Annotated in this window: 14 protein-coding genes and 1 pseudogene; 8 read left to right on the forward strand and 7 right to left on the reverse strand. The window is 58.3% G+C overall.

All coding sequences use genetic code 11. The annotated features are described in order from the left end of the window. Window positions 1-8: 8 nt before the first annotated feature. Window positions 9-773, forward strand: coding sequence for an ABC transporter ATP-binding protein (locus tag KGA96_RS14740; RefSeq protein ID WP_223513395.1), 765 nt, complete (start codon window positions 9-11; stop codon window positions 771-773). Between the two features lie 60 nt (window positions 774-833). Here the strand turns inward: KGA96_RS14740 and KGA96_RS14745 are convergent. Both KGA96_RS14745 and KGA96_RS14750 read right to left on the reverse strand, forming a co-directional pair. Next, a pseudogene (locus KGA96_RS14745) lies at window positions 834-983 on the reverse strand (efflux RND transporter periplasmic adaptor subunit); the annotation flags it as partial. 42 nt (window positions 984-1025) lie between these two features. Then, entirely contained in the window at window positions 1026-1895 is an 870-nt protein-coding gene (locus KGA96_RS14750) for a GyrI-like domain-containing protein (protein WP_046037971.1), read from the reverse strand. Between the two features lie 881 nt (window positions 1896-2776). On the opposite strand from KGA96_RS14750, the gene KGA96_RS14755 reads away from it, so the two are divergent. Both KGA96_RS14755 and KGA96_RS14760 read left to right on the forward strand, forming a co-directional pair. After that, window positions 2777-4546 (forward strand): S-type pyocin domain-containing protein, encoded by a 1770-nt coding sequence (locus tag KGA96_RS14755; protein WP_223513397.1) that lies wholly within the window; start codon window positions 2777-2779, stop codon window positions 4544-4546. Further along, window positions 4546-4818, forward strand: coding sequence for a hypothetical protein (locus tag KGA96_RS14760; RefSeq protein WP_046037973.1), 273 nt, complete (start codon window positions 4546-4548; stop codon window positions 4816-4818). Before KGA96_RS14755 ends, KGA96_RS14760 begins: the two co-directional genes overlap by 1 nt. 565 nt (window positions 4819-5383) lie before the next feature. Here the strand turns inward: KGA96_RS14760 and KGA96_RS14765 are convergent. Next, the gene (locus KGA96_RS14765; protein ID WP_223513398.1) at window positions 5384-8704 is read right to left on the reverse strand and encodes an Ig-like domain-containing protein; all 3321 of its coding nucleotides are present in this window, start codon (window positions 8702-8704) and stop codon (window positions 5384-5386) included. Window positions 8705-9273: 569 nt separating this feature from the next. Here KGA96_RS14765 and KGA96_RS14770 point away from each other — a divergent pair. Next, window positions 9274-9486, forward strand: a complete 213-nt coding sequence (locus KGA96_RS14770) for a DUF1059 domain-containing protein (RefSeq protein WP_008001113.1) — start codon at window positions 9274-9276, stop codon at window positions 9484-9486. 271 nt (window positions 9487-9757) lie between these two features. Here KGA96_RS14770 and msrA read toward each other — a convergent pair whose 3' ends face one another. The 3 genes from msrA to KGA96_RS14785 all read right to left on the reverse strand — a co-directional run bounded on the left by msrA (window position 9758) and on the right by KGA96_RS14785 (window position 11407). Next, window positions 9758-10264, reverse strand: coding sequence for a peptide-methionine (S)-S-oxide reductase MsrA (msrA, locus tag KGA96_RS14775; protein ID WP_223464476.1), 507 nt, complete (start codon window positions 10262-10264; stop codon window positions 9758-9760). A 349-nt stretch (window positions 10265-10613) separates the two neighbouring features. Further along, window positions 10614-10949, reverse strand: a complete 336-nt coding sequence (locus tag KGA96_RS14780) for a hypothetical protein (RefSeq protein WP_223464474.1) — start codon at window positions 10947-10949, stop codon at window positions 10614-10616. Between the two features lie 185 nt (window positions 10950-11134). Continuing rightward, complete coding sequence (locus tag KGA96_RS14785; RefSeq protein ID WP_046044012.1) at window positions 11135-11407, reverse strand: hypothetical protein; 273 nt, start codon at window positions 11405-11407, stop codon at window positions 11135-11137. A gap of 440 nt (window positions 11408-11847) precedes the next feature. On the opposite strand from KGA96_RS14785, the gene KGA96_RS14790 reads away from it, so the two are divergent. From KGA96_RS14790 to KGA96_RS14800, 3 genes are all read left to right on the forward strand, one after another. Beyond that, on the forward strand, window positions 11848-13206 hold the full coding sequence (locus KGA96_RS14790) for an MATE family efflux transporter (protein ID WP_046044010.1): 1359 nt from the start codon (window positions 11848-11850) through the stop codon (window positions 13204-13206). 85 nt (window positions 13207-13291) lie between these two features. Then, complete coding sequence (locus tag KGA96_RS14795; protein ID WP_046044009.1) at window positions 13292-13963, forward strand: phosphoribosyltransferase; 672 nt, start codon at window positions 13292-13294, stop codon at window positions 13961-13963. 137 nt (window positions 13964-14100) lie between these two features. Then, complete coding sequence (locus KGA96_RS14800; protein ID WP_046044008.1) at window positions 14101-14670, forward strand: YceI family protein; 570 nt, start codon at window positions 14101-14103, stop codon at window positions 14668-14670. 121 nt (window positions 14671-14791) lie between these two features. Here the strand turns inward: KGA96_RS14800 and KGA96_RS14805 are convergent, their stop codons facing one another. Beyond that, window positions 14792-18184 (reverse strand): Ig-like domain-containing protein, encoded by a 3393-nt coding sequence (locus tag KGA96_RS14805; RefSeq protein ID WP_223513402.1) that lies wholly within the window; start codon window positions 18182-18184, stop codon window positions 14792-14794. 266 nt (window positions 18185-18450) lie between these two features. On the opposite strand from KGA96_RS14805, the gene KGA96_RS14810 reads away from it, so the two are divergent. Then, window positions 18451-19173 carry a GNAT family N-acetyltransferase gene (locus KGA96_RS14810; RefSeq protein ID WP_223464470.1) on the forward strand — a complete coding sequence of 241 codons (723 nt, stop codon included), beginning with the start codon at window positions 18451-18453 and terminating at the stop codon, window positions 19171-19173. The last annotated feature ends 77 nt before the right edge of the window (window positions 19174-19250 follow it).

Genomic DNA, 19250 nt, shown 5'->3' on the forward strand with positions numbered 1-19250 from the left:
GCTTGTTCATGTACAAACTGACCGTTGAAAACCTGCACAAAAGTTATGGCAATCATGAAGTCCTCAAGGGCGTTTCGCTAAACGCCAAGACCGGCGATGTGATCAGCCTGATTGGCGCCAGTGGTTCGGGCAAGAGCACCTTTCTGCGTTGCATCAACTTTCTGGAAACGCCCAACGACGGCGCCATGAGCCTGGACAACCAGCCGATTCAAATGGTCCATGACCACCACGGCATGCGCGTGGCCGACGCCAATGAACTGCAACGCATCCGTACTCGCCTGGCGATGGTGTTCCAGCACTTCAACCTGTGGAGCCACATGACCGTGCTCGACAACATCACCATGGCCCCACGCCGGGTGCTGGGCGTCAGCAAGAAGGACGCAGAGGATCGCGCCCGGCGCTACCTGGACAAGGTCGGATTGCCGGCGCGGGTTGCAGATCAATACCCGGCGTTTCTCTCGGGTGGTCAGCAGCAACGGGTCGCCATTGCCCGTGCCCTGAGCATGGAACCGGAGATCATGCTGTTCGACGAGCCGACTTCGGCCCTGGACCCGGAGCTGGTGGGAGAAGTGCTCAAGGTGATCCAGGGACTGGCCGAAGAAGGCCGCACCATGATCATGGTGACCCACGAAATGAGCTTTGCGCGAAAAGTGTCGAACCAGGTGCTTTTCCTGCACCAGGGGCGGGTCGAAGAGCAGGGTACGCCCGAGGACGTATTGGGCAACCCCAAAAGCGAGCGCCTGCAGCAATTCCTCAGCGGCAACCTGAAGTAACAAGAGCGCCTTTGAGCGACCTCAGGGTCGCTCGAAGACGCTGGCTCAACCCTCAAAACGCCCACGTTCAACCTGAGCAATCAGTGTTGCCGGCACCTCTGTGATGCCGTAGCCGCTGACGAGCCGCGGCCAACAGATCGGTCTGCTTCGCTTCAAAACAAGGAACGCTGTCTGAGCAGACACCCACTCTGGAACCAGGATATCTACCATGAACTCAACGACGATCATTTCAAACCAGCAGCGACCTGTCCGCTATTGCAAAGGCACATAAATATCGGTCTGCCATTGATCCTGCGGTGTCTCGGGGGAAATGCTTAGATAATCGAAGAACAGCGGCTGGTCTCGAAGCTCCTCGCCGCTGGTGGGGAGCCAGTCGCGATAGATCGGATAGATCGATTCGCCGATGTGATCCGTCGAGCCCACGTGACGCACCACGACGCAGCGCCCGCCAGGGATAACCCTCTCGGTTACACCGAACTCATTCGCTGCTACTGCCTCGTGAATCTCGCCGCAGATTGCAAACCGGAACTCTTCGGCCGGGGTCGTATCGGGGTTGCCGAAAGGAATACCAAAGCTGCGACTTGATGCCACCGGCGACTGGCCGCTCTGCATGCGCCACTCGATAAATTTACGCACGCTCTCATTAACGAGCCCGGGCGCTCCGCAATGCTCTAATGCTGCAACCCTGACTTCGCGAAACTCCACAAATCGTATCTGCATGATGATGCTCCTGGAAAAATGAGGGATGGTGAACACCGCACTCCAGACCTGCCAATTCGGTTGCTTCCTGAATGCACTCGGCGTCATACCGAACGCCCGCCTGAACGCCCTGGAAAATGATTCGGGGCTTTCGAAACCCGCACCGAAAGCGGCGTCCAGCACCGAGTAATCCGCGAGGGAAGATAAGCAATGCGCCGCGCGCCGTAGTCGCATCAGTTGTACATAACGTGAAACAGGCACGCCCACGAACGCGGTGAATTGTCGATGGAAGTGAAACGCCGAAAAGTTCGCGACTTGGCTCAACGTCTTCACGGACAAGTCACCTTCGAGATTGGCGTCGATGTAGGCTAGTACCAGGTCGAACCGTTTTGTGTAGGCGGCGTTGCTCAGCAAGTCAGACACTGGATGGAGGCTCCGGGAAATACGGTAGGCAATAGAGTCGACTATATCGGCGTGCCCGCGCCTAGCCGTGTTTGCTCAGGTCGCGATTGAGTTGCCTGTTCGACGTGGGGCCGCCTTGGATGCACCGTGCTTGAAGGCTACCGGGCAGTTCAGCTGAGCCTGCGATTGTAAATCCTGTACGACCGAAAACTTCACGCCCTGAGGAAGTCAGTCAACCTAAATCGAGGTTCTTCAGGAGCGGTGAACCGCGCTTCCTCAATGCATTCAAATAGGTGGTTTCATCGTAGAGCGTCTCTGAGCTTCCTCCCGCCAGCATGTATTTAGCCTCCATTTCTTGAGCTGGAACCCCGTCAATAAGCCAGTTATTGAAATTGCAACTAGCGAATTGAGGCGTGTCGGCTAGAGGGGATAGCATCGTAAAGTAGCTAAACGGTCACCTTTGATGCCCGTTTTCATTTACTCCGCAGCCTGCGCCCGCAACCGCCGTCCAATCACATCTATCAAGTCACAACCATCGTGCAACGGAATGACCAGCAGTTTGGAAAAAACCGACAGCACACCGTGCCGCAACCGATCCCGGATCGGTAGGCAATGCTCTCCAGCACCTGCGCAACCGCCCGAACACGACATTCGCCATTGATTAAAGAGTATCGTAAAAATAAATCAGTTCCTTTGTTTTAGTAGTCCGTATATAGAAGATTGAATTCGGCGCTTTTGCTGTGAGGATTTTGCTGGAAGCCGCAGAGGTTGTTTGGGTCTAATATCATCTTTCGCGCGCGACGTATGCAGTAAATATTGAAGTATTGAAATTGCTACGTTGTTGTGGCATAACTTTTGTGCTGTCTGCTATATGGAATTCATATTGTTGCATGGAGCGCTATATGCAAGAACCAATTACACATTATTCACCTTTAATATCGCCTGAGTCTCGGCAAGTTAAAACTAAGGAAAGCCCGGTTTTTCCTTCAAGCTTCGATAGTATTTTGTTTTGGGATGGGACTGTCCCGACGGTTACTACGCCCCATAGTATTGAGGGTGTCAAAGACACCAGCGACGCATACCAAAAGTTGGTGGCGATAGGGCTTTCGGTGCGCGATCAGATAAAGAGTAGTTTTTCGGGGGGTGCACCGAATGTTCGAGATTATCTAGAAAAACGCATAGTCGCAGCCATTGATGGGCAGGAACTCAATGCGTTGGAAGCTGCCTTAAAAAAGAAAGCGATCATCGTAGAGCTTCTGCAAAGGGCCAGAATCCATAGGAGTTGGCACGAGGCAATACTATATAATGGTTTAGACGCATTGTCGCTAGACAGAAAAATGAGTGCCGCGGTATTTGCAACGGATGTGGATGTCGAAGAAGATATGGCAGTGCGACTAAGCATTTATGAAGAGTTCCTATTATCGCTAACTGCCGCCTACGTTAAACGAATCCTGGTCGAAGCCATCCCCATTCTGGAGGACGCTTCTGCAACTGCAGACGCTGAAATCCATCACGCCTTGGCAAGGGGCGAAGTTGCTTACACCTACAGGTTACCCATTGGTAATGGCGCAGAAGCAGGGACTGTGGCGGGTGCCATTGCCATCCATGTCGCCGACGGTTGGACCTTCAGGGCAGTGATCCATGAAGGCATTCAGCTGTTGGCAGGGTTGGGAGAAGCACTTCTCAGTCGGGCCACTGCTGTTGGGATCGGGGCCTTGTTCTATTCACCTGCTCTTGCTAACGGCGAACGCTTTCCTCAAACAGTTCTCACACTGCCCGGTAGCACTTTTTTGCCGAAGCTGCCGTCAAACCTGAATGAAATCGCTGCTACCGAAGGAACCATTGACCTTCCTTATCGGATTGTTGGCGACCTTAACCAATACACACTTGTTGCAACCCCGGCTGGAGGGAGTGTCTCGGAAAAAGTGCCAGTGCGAGCATTGGCATTCGATCCAACGACCAGCAGCTACAGTTTCACGTCAAACGATACACCGCCCAATATCCTCAGTTTTCCCATTATTCACTTGGGAAACGGCTCGACAACTTCGCCCGCCCGACCTGCGCAAGTACCGACTTACACTGGCGTTACGCTGTCGCCATTGCTTGTGCAGCCTGAAACCTTACCCGCGTTCGAATTGCCTGATTTCAGGGATTGCATTTACTGCTTTCCGATTGAAAGCGGTCTGCCGCCAATCTACGTTGTTTTTAATAGTCCTTATGAAGGAGCAACCACAAGGGGAAAACACAGCGGTCGATTTTTCAATCCCGCCAAAGCCGGAGGCCCAATCCTCGATCTCGATTGGACAAGTGCTACCGTGACCCAAGCGGGTATTGATCTAGTCAAATTACATACGGGACGTTTCAGGTCTTCGGATGCCAATGCCATCATGATTGATCGCTTGAAAAAAATTCTGCTGGGTGAATTGGTAATCACAGAGGTAGACAAACGCTTCTATACTCATGAAATCAGAGAACTCGAACGTTTCAGAGCATTAGGTGTAGCTGACGGTGTAAACTCGGATGACGGTGTTATTTGGAATAACACTCACGCCGCGACGCTGGAGGACTACAAAGTCAAGGATGCTTTTGAATTGCTCTATACACCTGATGCTTTAGAAGCGGATGAAAAGCAAAGGGAACGAGAGTATAAGGAACTTGGAGGAATAAAATAATGAGTGTCATTGCAGCCATCGTACTTAACGAGAAACCTGAAGAGGTAATTCTATTTGTAACCAAAAATCAATTAGGTATCTCCTTTCCTCAACTTGATGGCCTTTATAATCGGGCTAACTGGGCGCATGTGGAGAACAACATAGGGTTATTGAACCTTGTCCATAAAATGTGTGATGCCGGTTTTATCAAATATAGTGGGGGCGGAGTTGTGAGAGGGCCCAACTGGAGAGAGCCGGCATTCATGCTAGAAGGCAAATATACCTTTGACTGACAGCACCAAGTGCCTGAACGCAGGTGCCAGAGAACGGTGACAGTAGCCATTATTTCGTAGTCGTCCGGTTCCCTTGTCCAGTCGTTTAAATCATCGAAGGTTTCCCAGGTTGAGCCGCTGTCGCAGCGGCTCTTCTCTTTGTTACGGGTATATTGAGTATCTTCGCCTGATTGGTTTTTCGTGGCCTCGAATCATCCGGTGGCGACCTTCGGGAGCGAGGCGATGAGCGCGAAAGTCGCGCTCATCGCCTGCATGCGGGTCTTACTGATTAGGCTGAATGCCATGTTGGGGGACGGCACCGAATGGCGGTGACGAGTGGTATGGTAAAGACAGTTGCTCCCACAAGGATCTTCAGCGAGCAAATAATTTATGCTCGACACAGATCCCCTGTGGGAGCGGGCTTTCCCGCGATGGCGGGGTAACAGTCAATGCAAAGGCAGGGATCAATCAGGTACTTTGCGAACAGAACCGACAGTCAACAACCCCTACCTCGGTCCCACCGCACGCCGTACAAAAGAAAAACGCCCGACCCACATTGCATGGACCGGGCGTCGATCAAACCGCTCTAGTTCACCACTATTGGCACCGTCACGGTTTTGCCGAAGGCTGATTTGATGGTCGCCGTCGGGCTGGGCGACGGGCCGCTGCCGACGGTTGTCACCGCTATATTCCAGCGTGCGCCTGTAGCCGTAGGCGTCAGGGTGGCGGTGCCAAGGTTCACCGTACCGGTTGTAACCGTGGCAGTCGCCGTGATGGTATTGCCCGTGCCACGGGAGGTGGTGCCGGACAGGACCCAATACCAGCGGCTGTTGATGCGGGCGGTGACGGTAGCGCTGGTGACGATCAGGCTTTCGACGGCCGCTGTCGAGACCGCTACGGACACCGTCGCCGGTGGCGACTCCGCACCCTTGGCATCGGCGGCCTTATAGGTAAAGGTCGCGGTGAACGGCGCGGGGACCGTGGCCGGTGGTGTGTAGGTCACGCGCAGACCATCGGTGCTGACCGTGCCCTTGCCGGAGTCCGGTTGCGCCAGACCCACCACTTTAAGTGGCACGTTACCGTCAGGGTCGCTGTCGTTAGCCAGCACGTTGATGATAAGCGGTTGGCCGTTGTTGCTGATGGCGCTGTCGGGGTTGGCGATCGGGTTTTTGTTATCGCCATCGTTGACACGGGTATCGCCAGTGCGGAAGGTCGGCAGCGCGGCGGAGTTGACGTAGGTCACGCCGTCCCAGCCGGGCAGGGGCGTTGGCATCAACTGGAACTGACCGGGGTGCTCGATATCCCAGCGCAACAACATGGACGTGTCCTCGTGCTGGGTGTTGTGGCAGTGCTCCATGTAGGTCCCGGCGAATTCACGGAAGTGGATCGCCATTTCCACATCCACTGAGCTGTCGATGCCCTCGCCGATGCGATAGACGTCCTTGCGTGCCCATTTTTCCCATTCCGGTGGGGCCTTGCCGTCGCGGTGGAGGATGATCCCCTCTTCGAAATGCACGTGCACTGGGTGGGTCCAGCCGGTGCCGCCGGTCTTGATTTTCCACACCTCAAGAGTGCCGTCGCCGGAGAACCCGGCAGGGGTCGGGCCATTGGCCAGTTGCGGAGCGGCGCTGATCCGGCGTGGGTCCATGCGGTAGCCGAAACCGCCGTCGGTCTTGATGGTCCAGGGTTCTTCATCGGTGCCGTCGGAGCGGCCGAAGATGAACTCGCGATGCCGCGCCACTTTGAGCTTGGCCTGCACCACCGGATCGTCGCGGTTGAGGGTCAACGGGATCATGGTCTTGCCGGCCGGTTTACCCGGTTTGGCGGGTTCGTAGTCGGCAGGGTTCATGCTCACGTCCTGGCCGGCATAAGGCTTGACCACCAGTTGCAGGAACTTGCCCACTGCCGGGTCGCCGTTGTCCCATTGCAGACCGTTGCTGCCCGACTTGAGCACCGCTTTGTACTTGCCGGACAGGACATCGGCCAGGCTCAGCGGTGTAATCTCCGGTCCCTTGCCGGTTTGGTGCTCCATCAGGTTGACGAAGTACAGCTTGTCGCCGGTGCTGATCCCGTTTTTCGCGAAGTTGACGATGATGTCGTAACGCTCTGCGATACCCATGGTCGGCAGGATGGCGTTGTGGTTTTGCAGGTCGCCGTCACCGTCCAGGTCCATGCTGCCGTCGAACGGCACGGTGTGTTCCATGAGGTTGCCGTCGTTGGCGATCAAGTGGAACGGTACGCGGGTATAAGACAGGCCGGAACCTGTCGGGCCGGGGAATTCGCCGCCGGTGCCGACGACTTCACGCACCAGCGCGATCCTCAAGTAGCGCGACACCGAGCCATTGAGGATGCGGAAGCGATAGCTGCGCGCCCGTACATTCAGGCGCGGCTGGTATTGCCAGTTGACCAGGATCTGATCGCCCAGGAAGCCACCGCTGTTGAACGGGTTGAACCACAGTTGGCCGTTCTGATCCCAGGCCTTGTCGGCCACCAGCAGGTTCACATCGTAGTCGCGGTTACCCCAAGGCAACGCCGAACCGCTGGGCAGGCGCAGGTTGACGCCGTCTTCGAAGGCTTCGTTACCGCGGTCCATAGCGCTGTAGTAATTCATCATCACCGCGTTGCCCTTGTAGACGTTCTGCGCGGTGAAATCGAACATGTGGTCATGGAACCAGTGGGTGCTCATGGTTTCGTGCCAGTCGCCACGGATCTTGATGCTGCCGTTGTTGCACGTCTTGAGGCCCGGAGTGGCATCGTTGACATACAGGGTTTCGCCCGGGGCGCAGGGGAACGCCGCGCGCGGATCCTGGGCGTTGGTGTTGATGGTGTCGTATCCGGCCAGTTGCATCGGCCAGCGATAGTCGTAGTACTGCCCCGGAAAGAAAAACGCGTTGGCATAGCCGTCGCTTTCGGCCGGAGAGTGCCCGTTGTGTTCGTGGGTTGTAATGGTGTGCAGGCCAAAACCCATGTTGGCCGACGGATCGATCGGCAGGGCGTTGTAGTGACGCATCAGCACCGGTTGGCCGTAACGCACCATCAGCAGTTTTACTGGAAAGGTGCCGTCGAAGGTCCACAGCGCCTTGTGATTCTGGATCGGCATGTTGGGGTGAAAACGGGTGTCGATGCCTTTGGTGGTGCCGGTCGTGGTCGGGATGTCCGAGGTCTGGTAGTACAGCCCACCAGGCCCGAACTCACCGACAGCATAGTTGTGCATTTGCCGGCGGTCGCGCATGCCGCCATTGAGCTTGGCGCCCGCTTGCACGGTTTTGAAGGCGACCTGTGGGTAGAACTCGTTCCAGCGCTGGTGCGACCAGCCTTTTCCAGGCGGACGACCTTCGGCCGGCGAGCCGACCGGGTGACGGTTGAGGAAGGCTTCGATCTGCGCTTTCCACGGGTTACGGTCCAGCACGTTGGAGTACTGCGACGGAAACGGGTACAACCCCGGCTGGCGCATGAAGGCTTCCAGCGCCGCGGCGGAAGGACCGCTGCGGGCGATGTTGTTCGGGTCCTGCGTGGGCGCCGGGCCGACGATCGGAACCGGGAAGGTCAGGGGCGGTGCCGGCAGTGTCGGGTCGAGTTTCTCCGTGCCGAATTCTTCGAACAGCAGCAATTGCTGCGTGTACGGCTGGGCCCCGAACAACGGGCTGGGCTTGCCATTGGTGGGGATTTTGAATGATGTCTGCAGGGCTGGCGGCAGCACGTTGTCGGTCGTTGGCGTGGTGCGGGTGCCGTACACACCATTGGGCAGGGCGATGGCGCCCTGGTTGGCGGGTGGCATGGTCAGTATGGAATCCAGTGCAGCCTTGGGGTCGGGCGCAGGATTGGTATACGCCGAGGGGTCCGTCGGTGGTGGCGGGCCGAAATCATCCAGTGGTACGGCGTTGGCGGTAGTCACGGTAAGGAGCATCGCACAGGGCAGGCATGACCTGCGCAGCAAGGCGATGGAGCTGCATGGTAGTGTCGCGCGTATCATTTTTCACCCCTCGCGTCATGCCGAATCTGGCAAGCCCCGCCGTCTTCATGATGTCCGGGACGACAGCTGTTGCGGGTACTTGGGGTGTGCAACTAATGAGCCATTACCCTGGGGCGAAGAAAAAGTTCAATTTAATTAGCGAATTGTTTCTTGATGTTTCAAATTGGGGCAGGGGGGGAGTGGGGAACATTCCTCAAGTTAGGTGGTAAACGCCCGGATGGGTGGGTGTAGTGCCCCGTTTGCGGGGATGGTAGCGGCCCCATAAAAAGCATAAAAAGGGACAGACCACGATTTCAGGTAAATACCGAGCCGTCGTGATCTGTTCCCTGTTTCCGCGCGGCCGATTTCTATGTCTGGCACAACTTCCCTGACATCGGTGGGCCTATACTTTAACGATCGGCACACTCGATGTGGCATGCAGTCGTGTTTGATGTATGGGGGACGCGTCGAGCGATCGTTCACGCAGGCCACGGCCTGCCTTCGTCGTAGGGAGGAAAACATTCATGGCGCGTAAATACATCGACTGCCGCGAGTTTCCGAGCGATTCCCACTGCTCAATCGCACTGTCCGCAGACTCTGAAAACGAACTGCTCGAGGCCGCCGCGCAGCATGCGGTCAGTGTTCACAAACACACCGACTCACCAGAACTGCGAGCTCAACTGAAGACGATGTTTCACGACGGAACCCCGCCTGTTGAAGCACCGCGTCCTGCTTAGCACCCAGGGGTTTCAGAGGAGTGATTGTCATCGATAAGCACCTACGAGGCTCATTTCGATGAGTTCCGCAGGCCTGAAGGTGGTTTTTTATGCCTGGCACAATTTGAATGACGAAGTAGATCCCCGAGGAGCTGCCGATGGCTGCTCCTTGGGGGGGGCTTTGGAGGGCTTGTTTAATGTGGCTGCGTGTTCATTCAAGCTAAGCTCAAGCTGATTCGACAGACTGCTATCGATCAGAAGCGCTCACCTCTGCGTCTCACACACTCGACTTTCAGGCGCGCTTGGGGAGCTTCCAGTTCGGGCGAATGAAGTGGCATGTGTAGCCATTCGGTATACGTTCGAGGTAATCCTGGTGCTCTGGTTCCGCTTCCCAAAAAGGCCCCGCCGGTTCGATTTCGGTGACTACTCGGCCTGGCCACAGGTGTGAAGCATCGACATCGGCAGCGGTGTCCTCGGCAATGTCGCGTTGCTGTTCGTTGAGGTAGTAGATCGCCGAACGATAGCTGGGGCCCAGGTCATTACCCTGACGGTTGGGCGTGCAGGGGTCGTGTATCTGGAAGAAGAACTCAAGGATCTGCCGGTAGCTGATCACGGCAGGGTCGAAGACGATCTCGATGGCTTCGGCGTGGTTGCCATGGTTGCGATAGGTGGCATTCGGCACATCGCCGCCGGTATAACCGACCCGCGTGTGCAGCACACCGGGATAGCGCCGCAGAAGATCCTGCATGCCCCAGAAGCAGCCGCCGGCGAGAATGGCAGTTTCGGTTTGTCTGGTCATGGTCTGTCCTTCCTCACGGGAACGTTGTGTATAGCCACTGTTATGAGGGCGTGTTGGCCGATTCCAAGGTTTCGCGCAAACAGAACTGGAATGACCGCTCCTGGCCGATTGCTGCCTGATGCCAAGGGCAAAAAAAGCCCGCTCGATGGCGCAATACCGTTCATTTAAGAGATAGAGCGAGCAATAAGTAACCTGTGGCGAGGGAGCTTGCTCCCGCTGGACTGCGCAGCAGTCCCATTTTAGGGCCGCTTCGCGCCCCAGCGGGAGCCAGCTCCCTCGCCACAGATACAGTGTTCGTCCTTAAGTGAACAGCATTACGCTCAATGGCGGGCTTCGTATTCGGCTTTTCCTATGGCAGGTGGCCCAAATTCTTGCGGAATTCGACCTCCAGCTTTCGACAAACGTCTGCGATAACGTTTTTCCCGACTGCCGGGCCGGAGTAGCTGTTTACTTCCTCGTGGCATCGTTCGGCGGCCTCACGGGCCTGCGTTCTTTCCTTGTCTTCCGATGTGTTGCTGACATAAAAGCCGAAAGCCAGGTACAAGGTGATGGCGATAATGATTCCGACGACGATCTTGCTGTTCAGGCCCATTCTCTTTTCTGACGGTAGTGGCCACCCAGGTGGGATTCGTTTTTTTTGCCTGAGGTCAGATTGGCAGTGTTTGCATAAGATGGCTTCAGCCATGATGACTTCCGCGCAATAGGGGCAACTCTTTTTTCCAGCCTCCACAGATGAAACTCCTTTTTCAAAACAGGATTCTATCATTGGGTCTGAGGGTCGTTTGGCACTTGGGGAATGTGTTGTGAGTGACTAAACCGGCTGCATGCAACGCAAACAAAGCGGGCGCCTGATTAGGCACCCGTTTTTGTTTATTTCGCTGCTTGTGCTCGCAAGCGTCGGCCGATCACATCCATCAAATCGCAGCCATCGCGCAACGGAATGACCAGCAACTTGGAAAAGTCCTCCAGCACTACCGTGTCGCAACCGAGTTCGGAGCGATAGGCGATGTTTTCCAGCACCTGCGTGACTGTCCGGATACGGTAGTCGGCCATGGCTTGCAAGACGTCGAGTGGGGCTTGGGTGTCGATGAGCAGGGAAGCCGGTTTCAGGTCGATTCCGGTAAGAGGCATGTATCTTTCCATAGATGAAACTCCGATCAGTGCAAAGGTTGACTGTCCCTCACTCGTCGCCAAACGAATGGGTGACAGCTGTACGCAGGTTGGCGAACCGGGATCGGAAAACCGGCAGACCCGAAGGTCTCCCACGCACAGCTGCCATAAAGACAGCTTTGCGAAGGTGCAACAGCATCTGCAAAAAAGCACAGTGCTTTTGCATCCGATCGAACAGGTCGCCAAACCTGGTCGCCATTTGGGCGACGGGGCGGACTATAAGCTTCATCAAGGTCATGGGCAAGGTGAGGAATTCCGAGGCTGACGTAAGATCCGTGATGATGAAACTTCAGACCTTTCACCTCAGGCCGCTGGAAATATAAACACAGACCTGAGATGTTCACGGCCCCTTGGATTCAGCCACCCACGCTATCCTTGCTCATCGCTCACGCCGTCGAGATGGACCTTCCCGAATGCAAACACCGAATCCCCAACGCCCCCTCTGGAAAACCTACCTGTTTTTCCTCGCTCCGATGGTCCTGTCGAATTTCCTGCAATCCATGTCCGGCACGGTCAACAGCATCTACATCGGCCAGATGCTCGGCACCCAGGCGCTGGCGGCGGTGTCGGGGATGTTCCCCATTGTGTTTTTCTTCATCGCCCTGGTGATCGGCCTTGGTGCAGGCGCGGGGGTGTTGATCGGGCAGGCTTGGGGGGCGCGGGAGACGCATCTGGTGAAGGCGATTGCCGGAGCGACGTTATTGTTGGGGGTGTTGATCGGGTTGGTGGCGGCGGTGGTGGGGAGTGTGTTTGCGCGGTCGGCGTTGATGGGGTTGGGGACGCCTGCGGATGTGCTGGACGATGCGGTGGCGTATGCCCATGTGATGTTGTGGATCATGCCGTCGCTGTTGGTGTTTGTGTTGTTCACGCAGTTGCTGCGCGGAGTCAGCGATACCTTGTCGCCGTTGTTGGCGCTGGTGGTGTCGACCTGTGTCGGGCTGGCGCTGACGCCGGCGTTGATTCGCGGGTGGTTGGGTTTTGCGCCGATGGGGATTCAGAGTGCGGCGATAGCCGGGCTGGTGGGCAACCTGGTGGCGATGGGGTTGCTGGCGTGGCGGTTGATTGGCAAGGGCCATCCGCTGGCGCCGGACCGTGAGTTCTTTGCGGCGATGAAGCTGGACATGGCGATCCTCGGCAAGGTGCTGCGCATCGGTTTGCCCACCGGGTTGCAGATGGTGGTGTTGTCGTTGTCGGAGCTGGTGATTCTGGCGCTGGTGAACCAGCACGGTTCCCAGGCGACGGCGGCGTATGGCGCGGTGACGCAGATCGTCAATTACGTGCAGTTCCCGGCGTTGTCGATTGCGATTACTGCGTCGATCCTTGGGGCGCAGGCGATCGGGGCGGGGCGCATCGAGCGTATCGGGCCGATCCTGAGGACCGGGCTGATGATCAACGTGTGTTTGACCGGTGGCCTGGTGGTGCTCGGGTACTTGTTGTCGAGCTGGTTGCTGGCGTCGTTCCTCACTGAAGAGGCGACGCTTAACATGGCCCAGCACTTGTTGCACATCATGCTCTGGAGCCTGTTGGTGTTTGGCTTCCAGGCGATCATCGGCGGCATCATGCGCGCCAGCGGCACGGTGATGGTGCCGGTGGCGATTTCCATAGTGTGCGTGGTGGGGATTCAGTTGCCGGCGGCGTATCTGCTGGATGCGAAGTTCGGGCTGCAAGGGGTGTGGATGGCGTTTCCGGTGGCGTATCTGGGGATGCTGGTGTTGCAGACGCTGTATTACAAGCTGGTGTGGCAGCATCAGAAGATTGAGCGGTTGGTGTAGGCCATTGCGCTTGATGTCGGCCTGCATGAGGTCGACAATTTGGGGGCTGTGAGCCGACAGGCGCCATCGCCTGGGGAGGTTTCAAATGAGCCCCTTGTCCCATTCCATCCTGCAAGACCGGCCGGCAGCCGGGCGGCGTTTGATCGAGCCGTTGCTGCCTTACGCCAATCGCCCCGATGTCATCGTTCTGGCCTTGCCCCGTGGCGGTGTGCCGGTGGCTTATGAGGTGGCCACGGCGCTGAAGGTTCGCCTGGACCTGATGCTGGTGCGCAAGCTCGGCGTGCCGTCCCACCCGGAGTACGCCATGGGCGCGATTGCCAGCGGTGGTATCCAGATTCGTAATGAAGAGGCGCTGCGGGTGCATCCGATTGCCAAGGCAGCATTCGACGCCGTGGTCGAACAGGAAAGCCGCGAGCTGCTGCGCCGCGAGAAGGTCTACCGCGGCACGCGGCCGGCGGCGCAGCTCAAGGATCAGGTGGTGATCCTGATCGACGACGGCCTTGCCACCGGCGCATCGATGAGGGCGGCGATTCAGGCGCTACGGGTGCAGGCGCCATCGCGCATCGTGGTGGCGGTGCCGGTGGCGCCGATTGAAACGGTGGAGGCGCTGCGCAGTGAGGTGGATGAGTTGATCTGCCCGCTGATGCCCGAGTGGTTCACCTCGATTGGCCATTGGTACATGGACTTTTCCCAGACCTCGGATGCCGAGGTGATCGAGCTGTTGCAGCGGGCGTGGCAACGCGGGGAGTGCGGGTAGCGCTGGCGGCCAGCGGCAGGTGGTCGCAAATCAACGCGCGAGGTGGAATTAACGCCGGTTGTTTGCTTAAGTCCATCTGGTGCCACCCGACTTGAGCGGCACGCCAACTCAAGACGGGAGCCCTCCCGGAGAGTGCCATGAACCTTCGATCCGCGCGTTGCGTCGCTCTGGCTGGCACGTTGGTGTTCGGCCTGGTGCCGTTCGCGCAAGCCGTGGAATACAAGGAAGTGAACGCCAGGGCCAGCACCTTGAGTTTCACCTATGAGCAGATGGGGTCGAGAGCCTACGGCACTTTTGGCAAGTTCAAGGCCAGGCTCGACTTCGACACCGATAACCCTGGTGCCGCCCATGCCGCGCTGACCATCGACCTGATCAGCATCGACGCCGGCAGCAGCGATGCCAATACCGAGCTGCAAAAACCGGCCTGGTTCGACACCGCGACTTATCCGGTGGCGACCTTCGAATCGACGTCCATCAAGGCCTTGGGCAATAACCGCTACACCATCACCGGCAAGCTTTCCCTGCGCGGGCTTACTCGGGAGGTGAGTGTGCCGGTGCTGCTCAAATCGGAGAGCGCCATCGGCATCTTCGATGGCGAGCTGGTGCTCAAGCGTGACGACTTCAAGATCGGCGAGGGCGAGTGGGCGGACAGTGTGGTGTCCAACGAGATCAATATCCGCTTCCGGATGGTGGCGCCGCAGCGGTGACTGCCAGGCACTTTGCCGATAGAACCGACAGTCAACTAACCCAACCTCGGTCCCGCCGCACGCCGCACAAAAGAAAAACGCCCGATCCACATTGCATGGACCGAGCGTCGATCAATCCGCTCTAGTTCGCTTTTATCGGCACTGTCACGGTTTTGCCGAAGGCTGATTTGATGGTCGCCGTCGGGCTAGGCGACGGGCCACTGCCGACGGTCGTCACCGCTATATTCCAGCGTGCGCCTGTAGCCGTAGTCGTCAGGGTGGCGGTGCCAAGGTTCACCGTACCGGTGGTGGTCGTGGCAGTCGCCGTTATGGTATTGCCCGTGCCACGGGAGGTGGTGCCGGACAGGACCCAATACCAGCGGCTGTTGCTGCGGGCGGTGACGGTAGCGCTGGTGACGATCAGGCTTTCGACGGCCGCTGTCGAGACCGCTACGGACACCGTCGCCGGTTCCGACTCCGCGTCCTTGGCATCGCTGGCCTTATAGGTAAAGGTCGCGGTGAACGGCGCGGGGATCGTGGCCGGTGGTGTGTAGGTCACGCGCACACCATCGGTGCTGACCGTGCCCTTGCCGGAGTCCGGTTGCTCCAGCCCCACCACTTTAAGTGGCACGTTACCGTCAGGGTCGGTGTCGTTGGCCAGGACGTTGATGATCACCGGTTGGCTAGTATTGCTGATGGCGCTGTCGGGGTTGGCGATCGGTTTTTGGTTATCGCCGTCGTTATTGTTACGGGTATCGCCAGTGCGGAAGGTTGGCAGCGCGGCGGAGTTGACGTAGTTGACGCCGTCCCAGCCGGGCAGGGGCGTTGGCATCAACTGGAACTGACCAGGGTTCTCGACATCCCAGCGCAGCAGCATGGACGTGTCCTCATGCTGGGTGTTGTGGCAGTGCTCCATGTAGGTCCCGGCGAACTCGCGGAAGCGGATCGCCATTTCCACATCCACTGAGCTGTCGATGCCCGCGCCGATGCGATAGACGTCCTTGCGTGCCCATTTTTCCCATTCCGGTGGGGCCTTGCCGTCGCGGTGGAGGATGATCCCCTCTTCGAAGTGCACGTGCACCGGGTGGTTCCAGCCGTTGCCGCCGTTCTTGATTTTCCATACTTCCAGGGTGCCGTCGCCGGAGAACCCGGCAGGGGTCGGGCCATTGGCCAGTTGTGGAGCGGCACTGATGACTCGAGGGTCCATCTGGAAGCCTAAACCGCCGTCGGTCTTGATCGTCCAGGGTGCTTCGTCGGTGCCGTCGGAGCGGCCAAAGATGAACTCGCGATGGCGCGCCAGTTTCAGTCTGGCCTGCACTGTCGGGTCGTCACGGTCGAGGGTCAGCGGAAGCATGGTTTTACCCATCGCCTTGCCCGGCTTGGCGGGTTCGTAGTCGGCGGGGTTCATGCTCACGTCCTGGCCGGCGTAAGGCTGGACCACCATCTGCAGGAACTTGCCCACCACCGGGTCGCCAGCGTCCCATTGCAGCCCGTTGCTACCGAGCTTGAGCACCGCCTTGTACTTGCCGGACAGAACATCGGCCAGGCTCAGCGGTGCAGACTCCGGCCCCTTGCCGGTCTGGTGCTCCATCAGGTTGACGAAGTACAGCTTGTCGCCGGTGCTGATCCCGTTTTTCGCGAAGTTGACGATGATGTCGTAACGCTCGGCGATGCCCATGGTGGGCAGGATGGCGTTGTGGTTCTGGAGGTCGCCGTCGGCGTCCAGGTCCATGCTGCCGTCGAACGGCACGGCGTGTTCCATGAGGTTGCCGTCGTTGGCGATCAAGTGGAACGGCACGCGGGTATAGGACAGGCCGGAACCTGCCGGGCCAGGGTATTCACCACCGGTGCCGACGACTTCACGCACCAGTGCGATCCTGAAGTAGCGCGACACCGAGCCATTGAGAATGCGGAAGCGATAGCTGCGTGCCCGCACGTTCAGGCGCGGCTGGTACTGCCAGTTGACCAGCAGCTGATCGCCGAGAAAACCATCGGTGTTGAACGGGTTGAACCACAACTGGCCATTGGCGTCCCAGGCCTTGTCGGCCAGCATCAGGTTGACGTCATAGTCGCGGTTGCCCCAGGGCAACGCCGAACCGCTGGGCAGGCGCAGGTTGACGCCGTCTTCCAGTGCTTCGTTGCCACGATCCAGGGCGCTGTAGTAATTCATCATCACCGCGTTGCCCTTGTAGACGTTCTGCGCGGTGAAATCGAGCATGTGGTCGTGGAACCAGTGGGTGCTCATGGTTTCGCGCCAGTCGCCACGGATCTTGATGCTGCCGTTGTTGCACGTCTTGAGACCCGGCGTGGCATCGTTGACGAACAGGGTTTCGCCCGGGGCGCAAGGGAACGCTGCACGCGGATCCTGAGCGCTGGTGTTGATGGTGTCGTAACCGGCCAACTGGATCGGCCAGCGATAGTCGTAGTACTGCCCCGGAAAGAAAAACGCATTGGAAAAGCCGTCGCTTTCGGCCGGGGAGTGGCCGTTGTGTTCGTGGGTGCTGAGGGTGTGCAGGCCAAAACCCATGTTGGCCGACGGATCGATCGGCAGGGCGTTGTAGTGGCGCATCAGCACGGGTTGGCCGTACCGCACCATCAGCAGTTTTGGCGGAAAGGTGCCGTCGAAGGTCCACAGCGCCTTGTGGTTCTGGATTGGAAAGTTGGGATGGAAACGGGTGTCGATGCCTTTGGTGGTGCCCGCAATGACTGGAGCGTCCGAGGTCTGGTTGTAGAGACCGCCTGGTCCGAACTCACCGACGGCGTAGTTGTGCATTTGCCGGCGGTCGCGCATGCCGCCGTTGAGCTTGGCACCCGCTTGAGTGGTCTTGAAGGCGACCTGCGGGTAGAACTCGTTCCAGCGCTGGTGCGACCAGCCTTTTCCTGGTGGACGCCCCTCGGCCGGCGAGCCGACCGGATGGCGGTTGAGGAAGGCTTCGATCTGCGCTTTCCACGGGTTGCGGTCCAGCACGTTGGAATACTGCGACGGAAACGGGTACAGCCCCGGCTGGCGCATGAAGGCTTCCAGCGCCGCGGCCGAAGGACCACTGCGGGCGATGTTGTTCGGGTCCTGCGTGGGCGCCGGGCCGACGATCGGAACCGGGAAGGTCAGGGGGGGCGGCGGCAGTGTCGGGTCGAGTTTCTCCGTGCCGAATTCTTCGAACAGCAGCAATTGCTGAGTGTACGGCTGGGCCCCGAACAACGGGCTGGGCTTGCCATTGGTAGGGATTTTGAAGGATGTCTGCAGGCTGGGCGGCAGCACGTTGTCGGTCGTTGGCGTAGTGCGGGTGCCAAACACGCCATTGGGCAAAGCGACGGAGCCCTGGTTGGCGGGCGGCATGGCCTTTACGGCATCCAGCGCGGCCTTGAAGTCGGTCGGCGGGTTGCTATACGCCGAAGGATCTGTTGGCGGCGGCGGGCTGACATCGTCAAGCGGTGCAGCGTTGACGGTGCCGAGGCTGACGTTGATCAGCATCACAGCGGCGATGCCCGGTTTGCTGAAAAAACCGTGCGATTTGAGGTCTGGCATTTTTTTCATGTTGTTCCCCTCGGGGCGCGCCGGCGTGGCTGACGTTCGTCATTCGCTCGGTGCAAGAGGTGCGCCAATCGAGGAGGGGGCGAAAACTTGTTTGATATCAATAAGCTGGCTAATTGGACTTTAGTCGTAGTGGCACAGTGGGTGGGAATCCTCAGAGTTGGGGGCCTTCACCCACCCATTCCCCCCCACTCACACCACGGACCGCTGTGATAATTGCCAGGCGCGCTATGATAGGCGGCCCTTGCCTCCCGGAGCCTGTCACCGCAATGCCCCTGATCAGCCACTTCAAGAACCCGTGCCCCGAGCACATCAATAGCCAGATCCTGCAGATGGTGGTCGACAACCTGACCGACATCAGCATGGTCGCGATCCCGCCCAGCAACCTGCTGTACAACCTCTATCAATACGCGATCGGCTATGAGGTGCACCTGTATCTGGAGGCGCTGAACGGTGAAAAAGGCATTGCCGTGGAGTTGATTGTCGCCACGGACGAAGACGACCCGCAAAAGGTGACTGGCTTTGTGCTGTACCTGCCGGTGCAGGACGACCCCGAGGCGTGCGGCGTGGCGTACATGGCGGTGCAGGCCGAGTATCGGCGCCAGGGCGTGGCCCGGCGGATGCTGCGGGAAGTGGTCGGCCGCTATCCCCATGCCGAACTGACCTGCGCGGTGGCCAAGGTGCCGTATTTCGAGGCGATGGGCTTTCAGGTGCTGGGTGTGCGCGCGACCCAGGTGTTGATGAACACCCGTGACCACGCCACCGATGGCTTGATGGCGCTGCTGGATGTGGCGTCGATCTACAGCTCGCTGGAAGTGCGGCAGATTCATACCTACCTGCTGCAAAAGCATGGCAAACGGGCCATGACCGACGCGGAAAAACAGCGCGACCGGCATCTGGACCAGTTGACGCGCAAGGCTCAGGAGTTTGTGCGGGGGCGGTTGGGTGACGATGCGGTGCCAGCCGCCGGCCCTCGGTTGCGCCTGGTCTGATCGCACTCTCCTAAACATCACAACTCCCACATTGGAGATGTATTGATAGGTAGATGGTTTTCGGAGGTAAAAAAAAG

Source organism: Pseudomonas sp. GL-R-26 (assembly GCF_019947365.1).
GTDB lineage: Bacteria > Pseudomonadota > Gammaproteobacteria > Pseudomonadales > Pseudomonadaceae > Aquipseudomonas.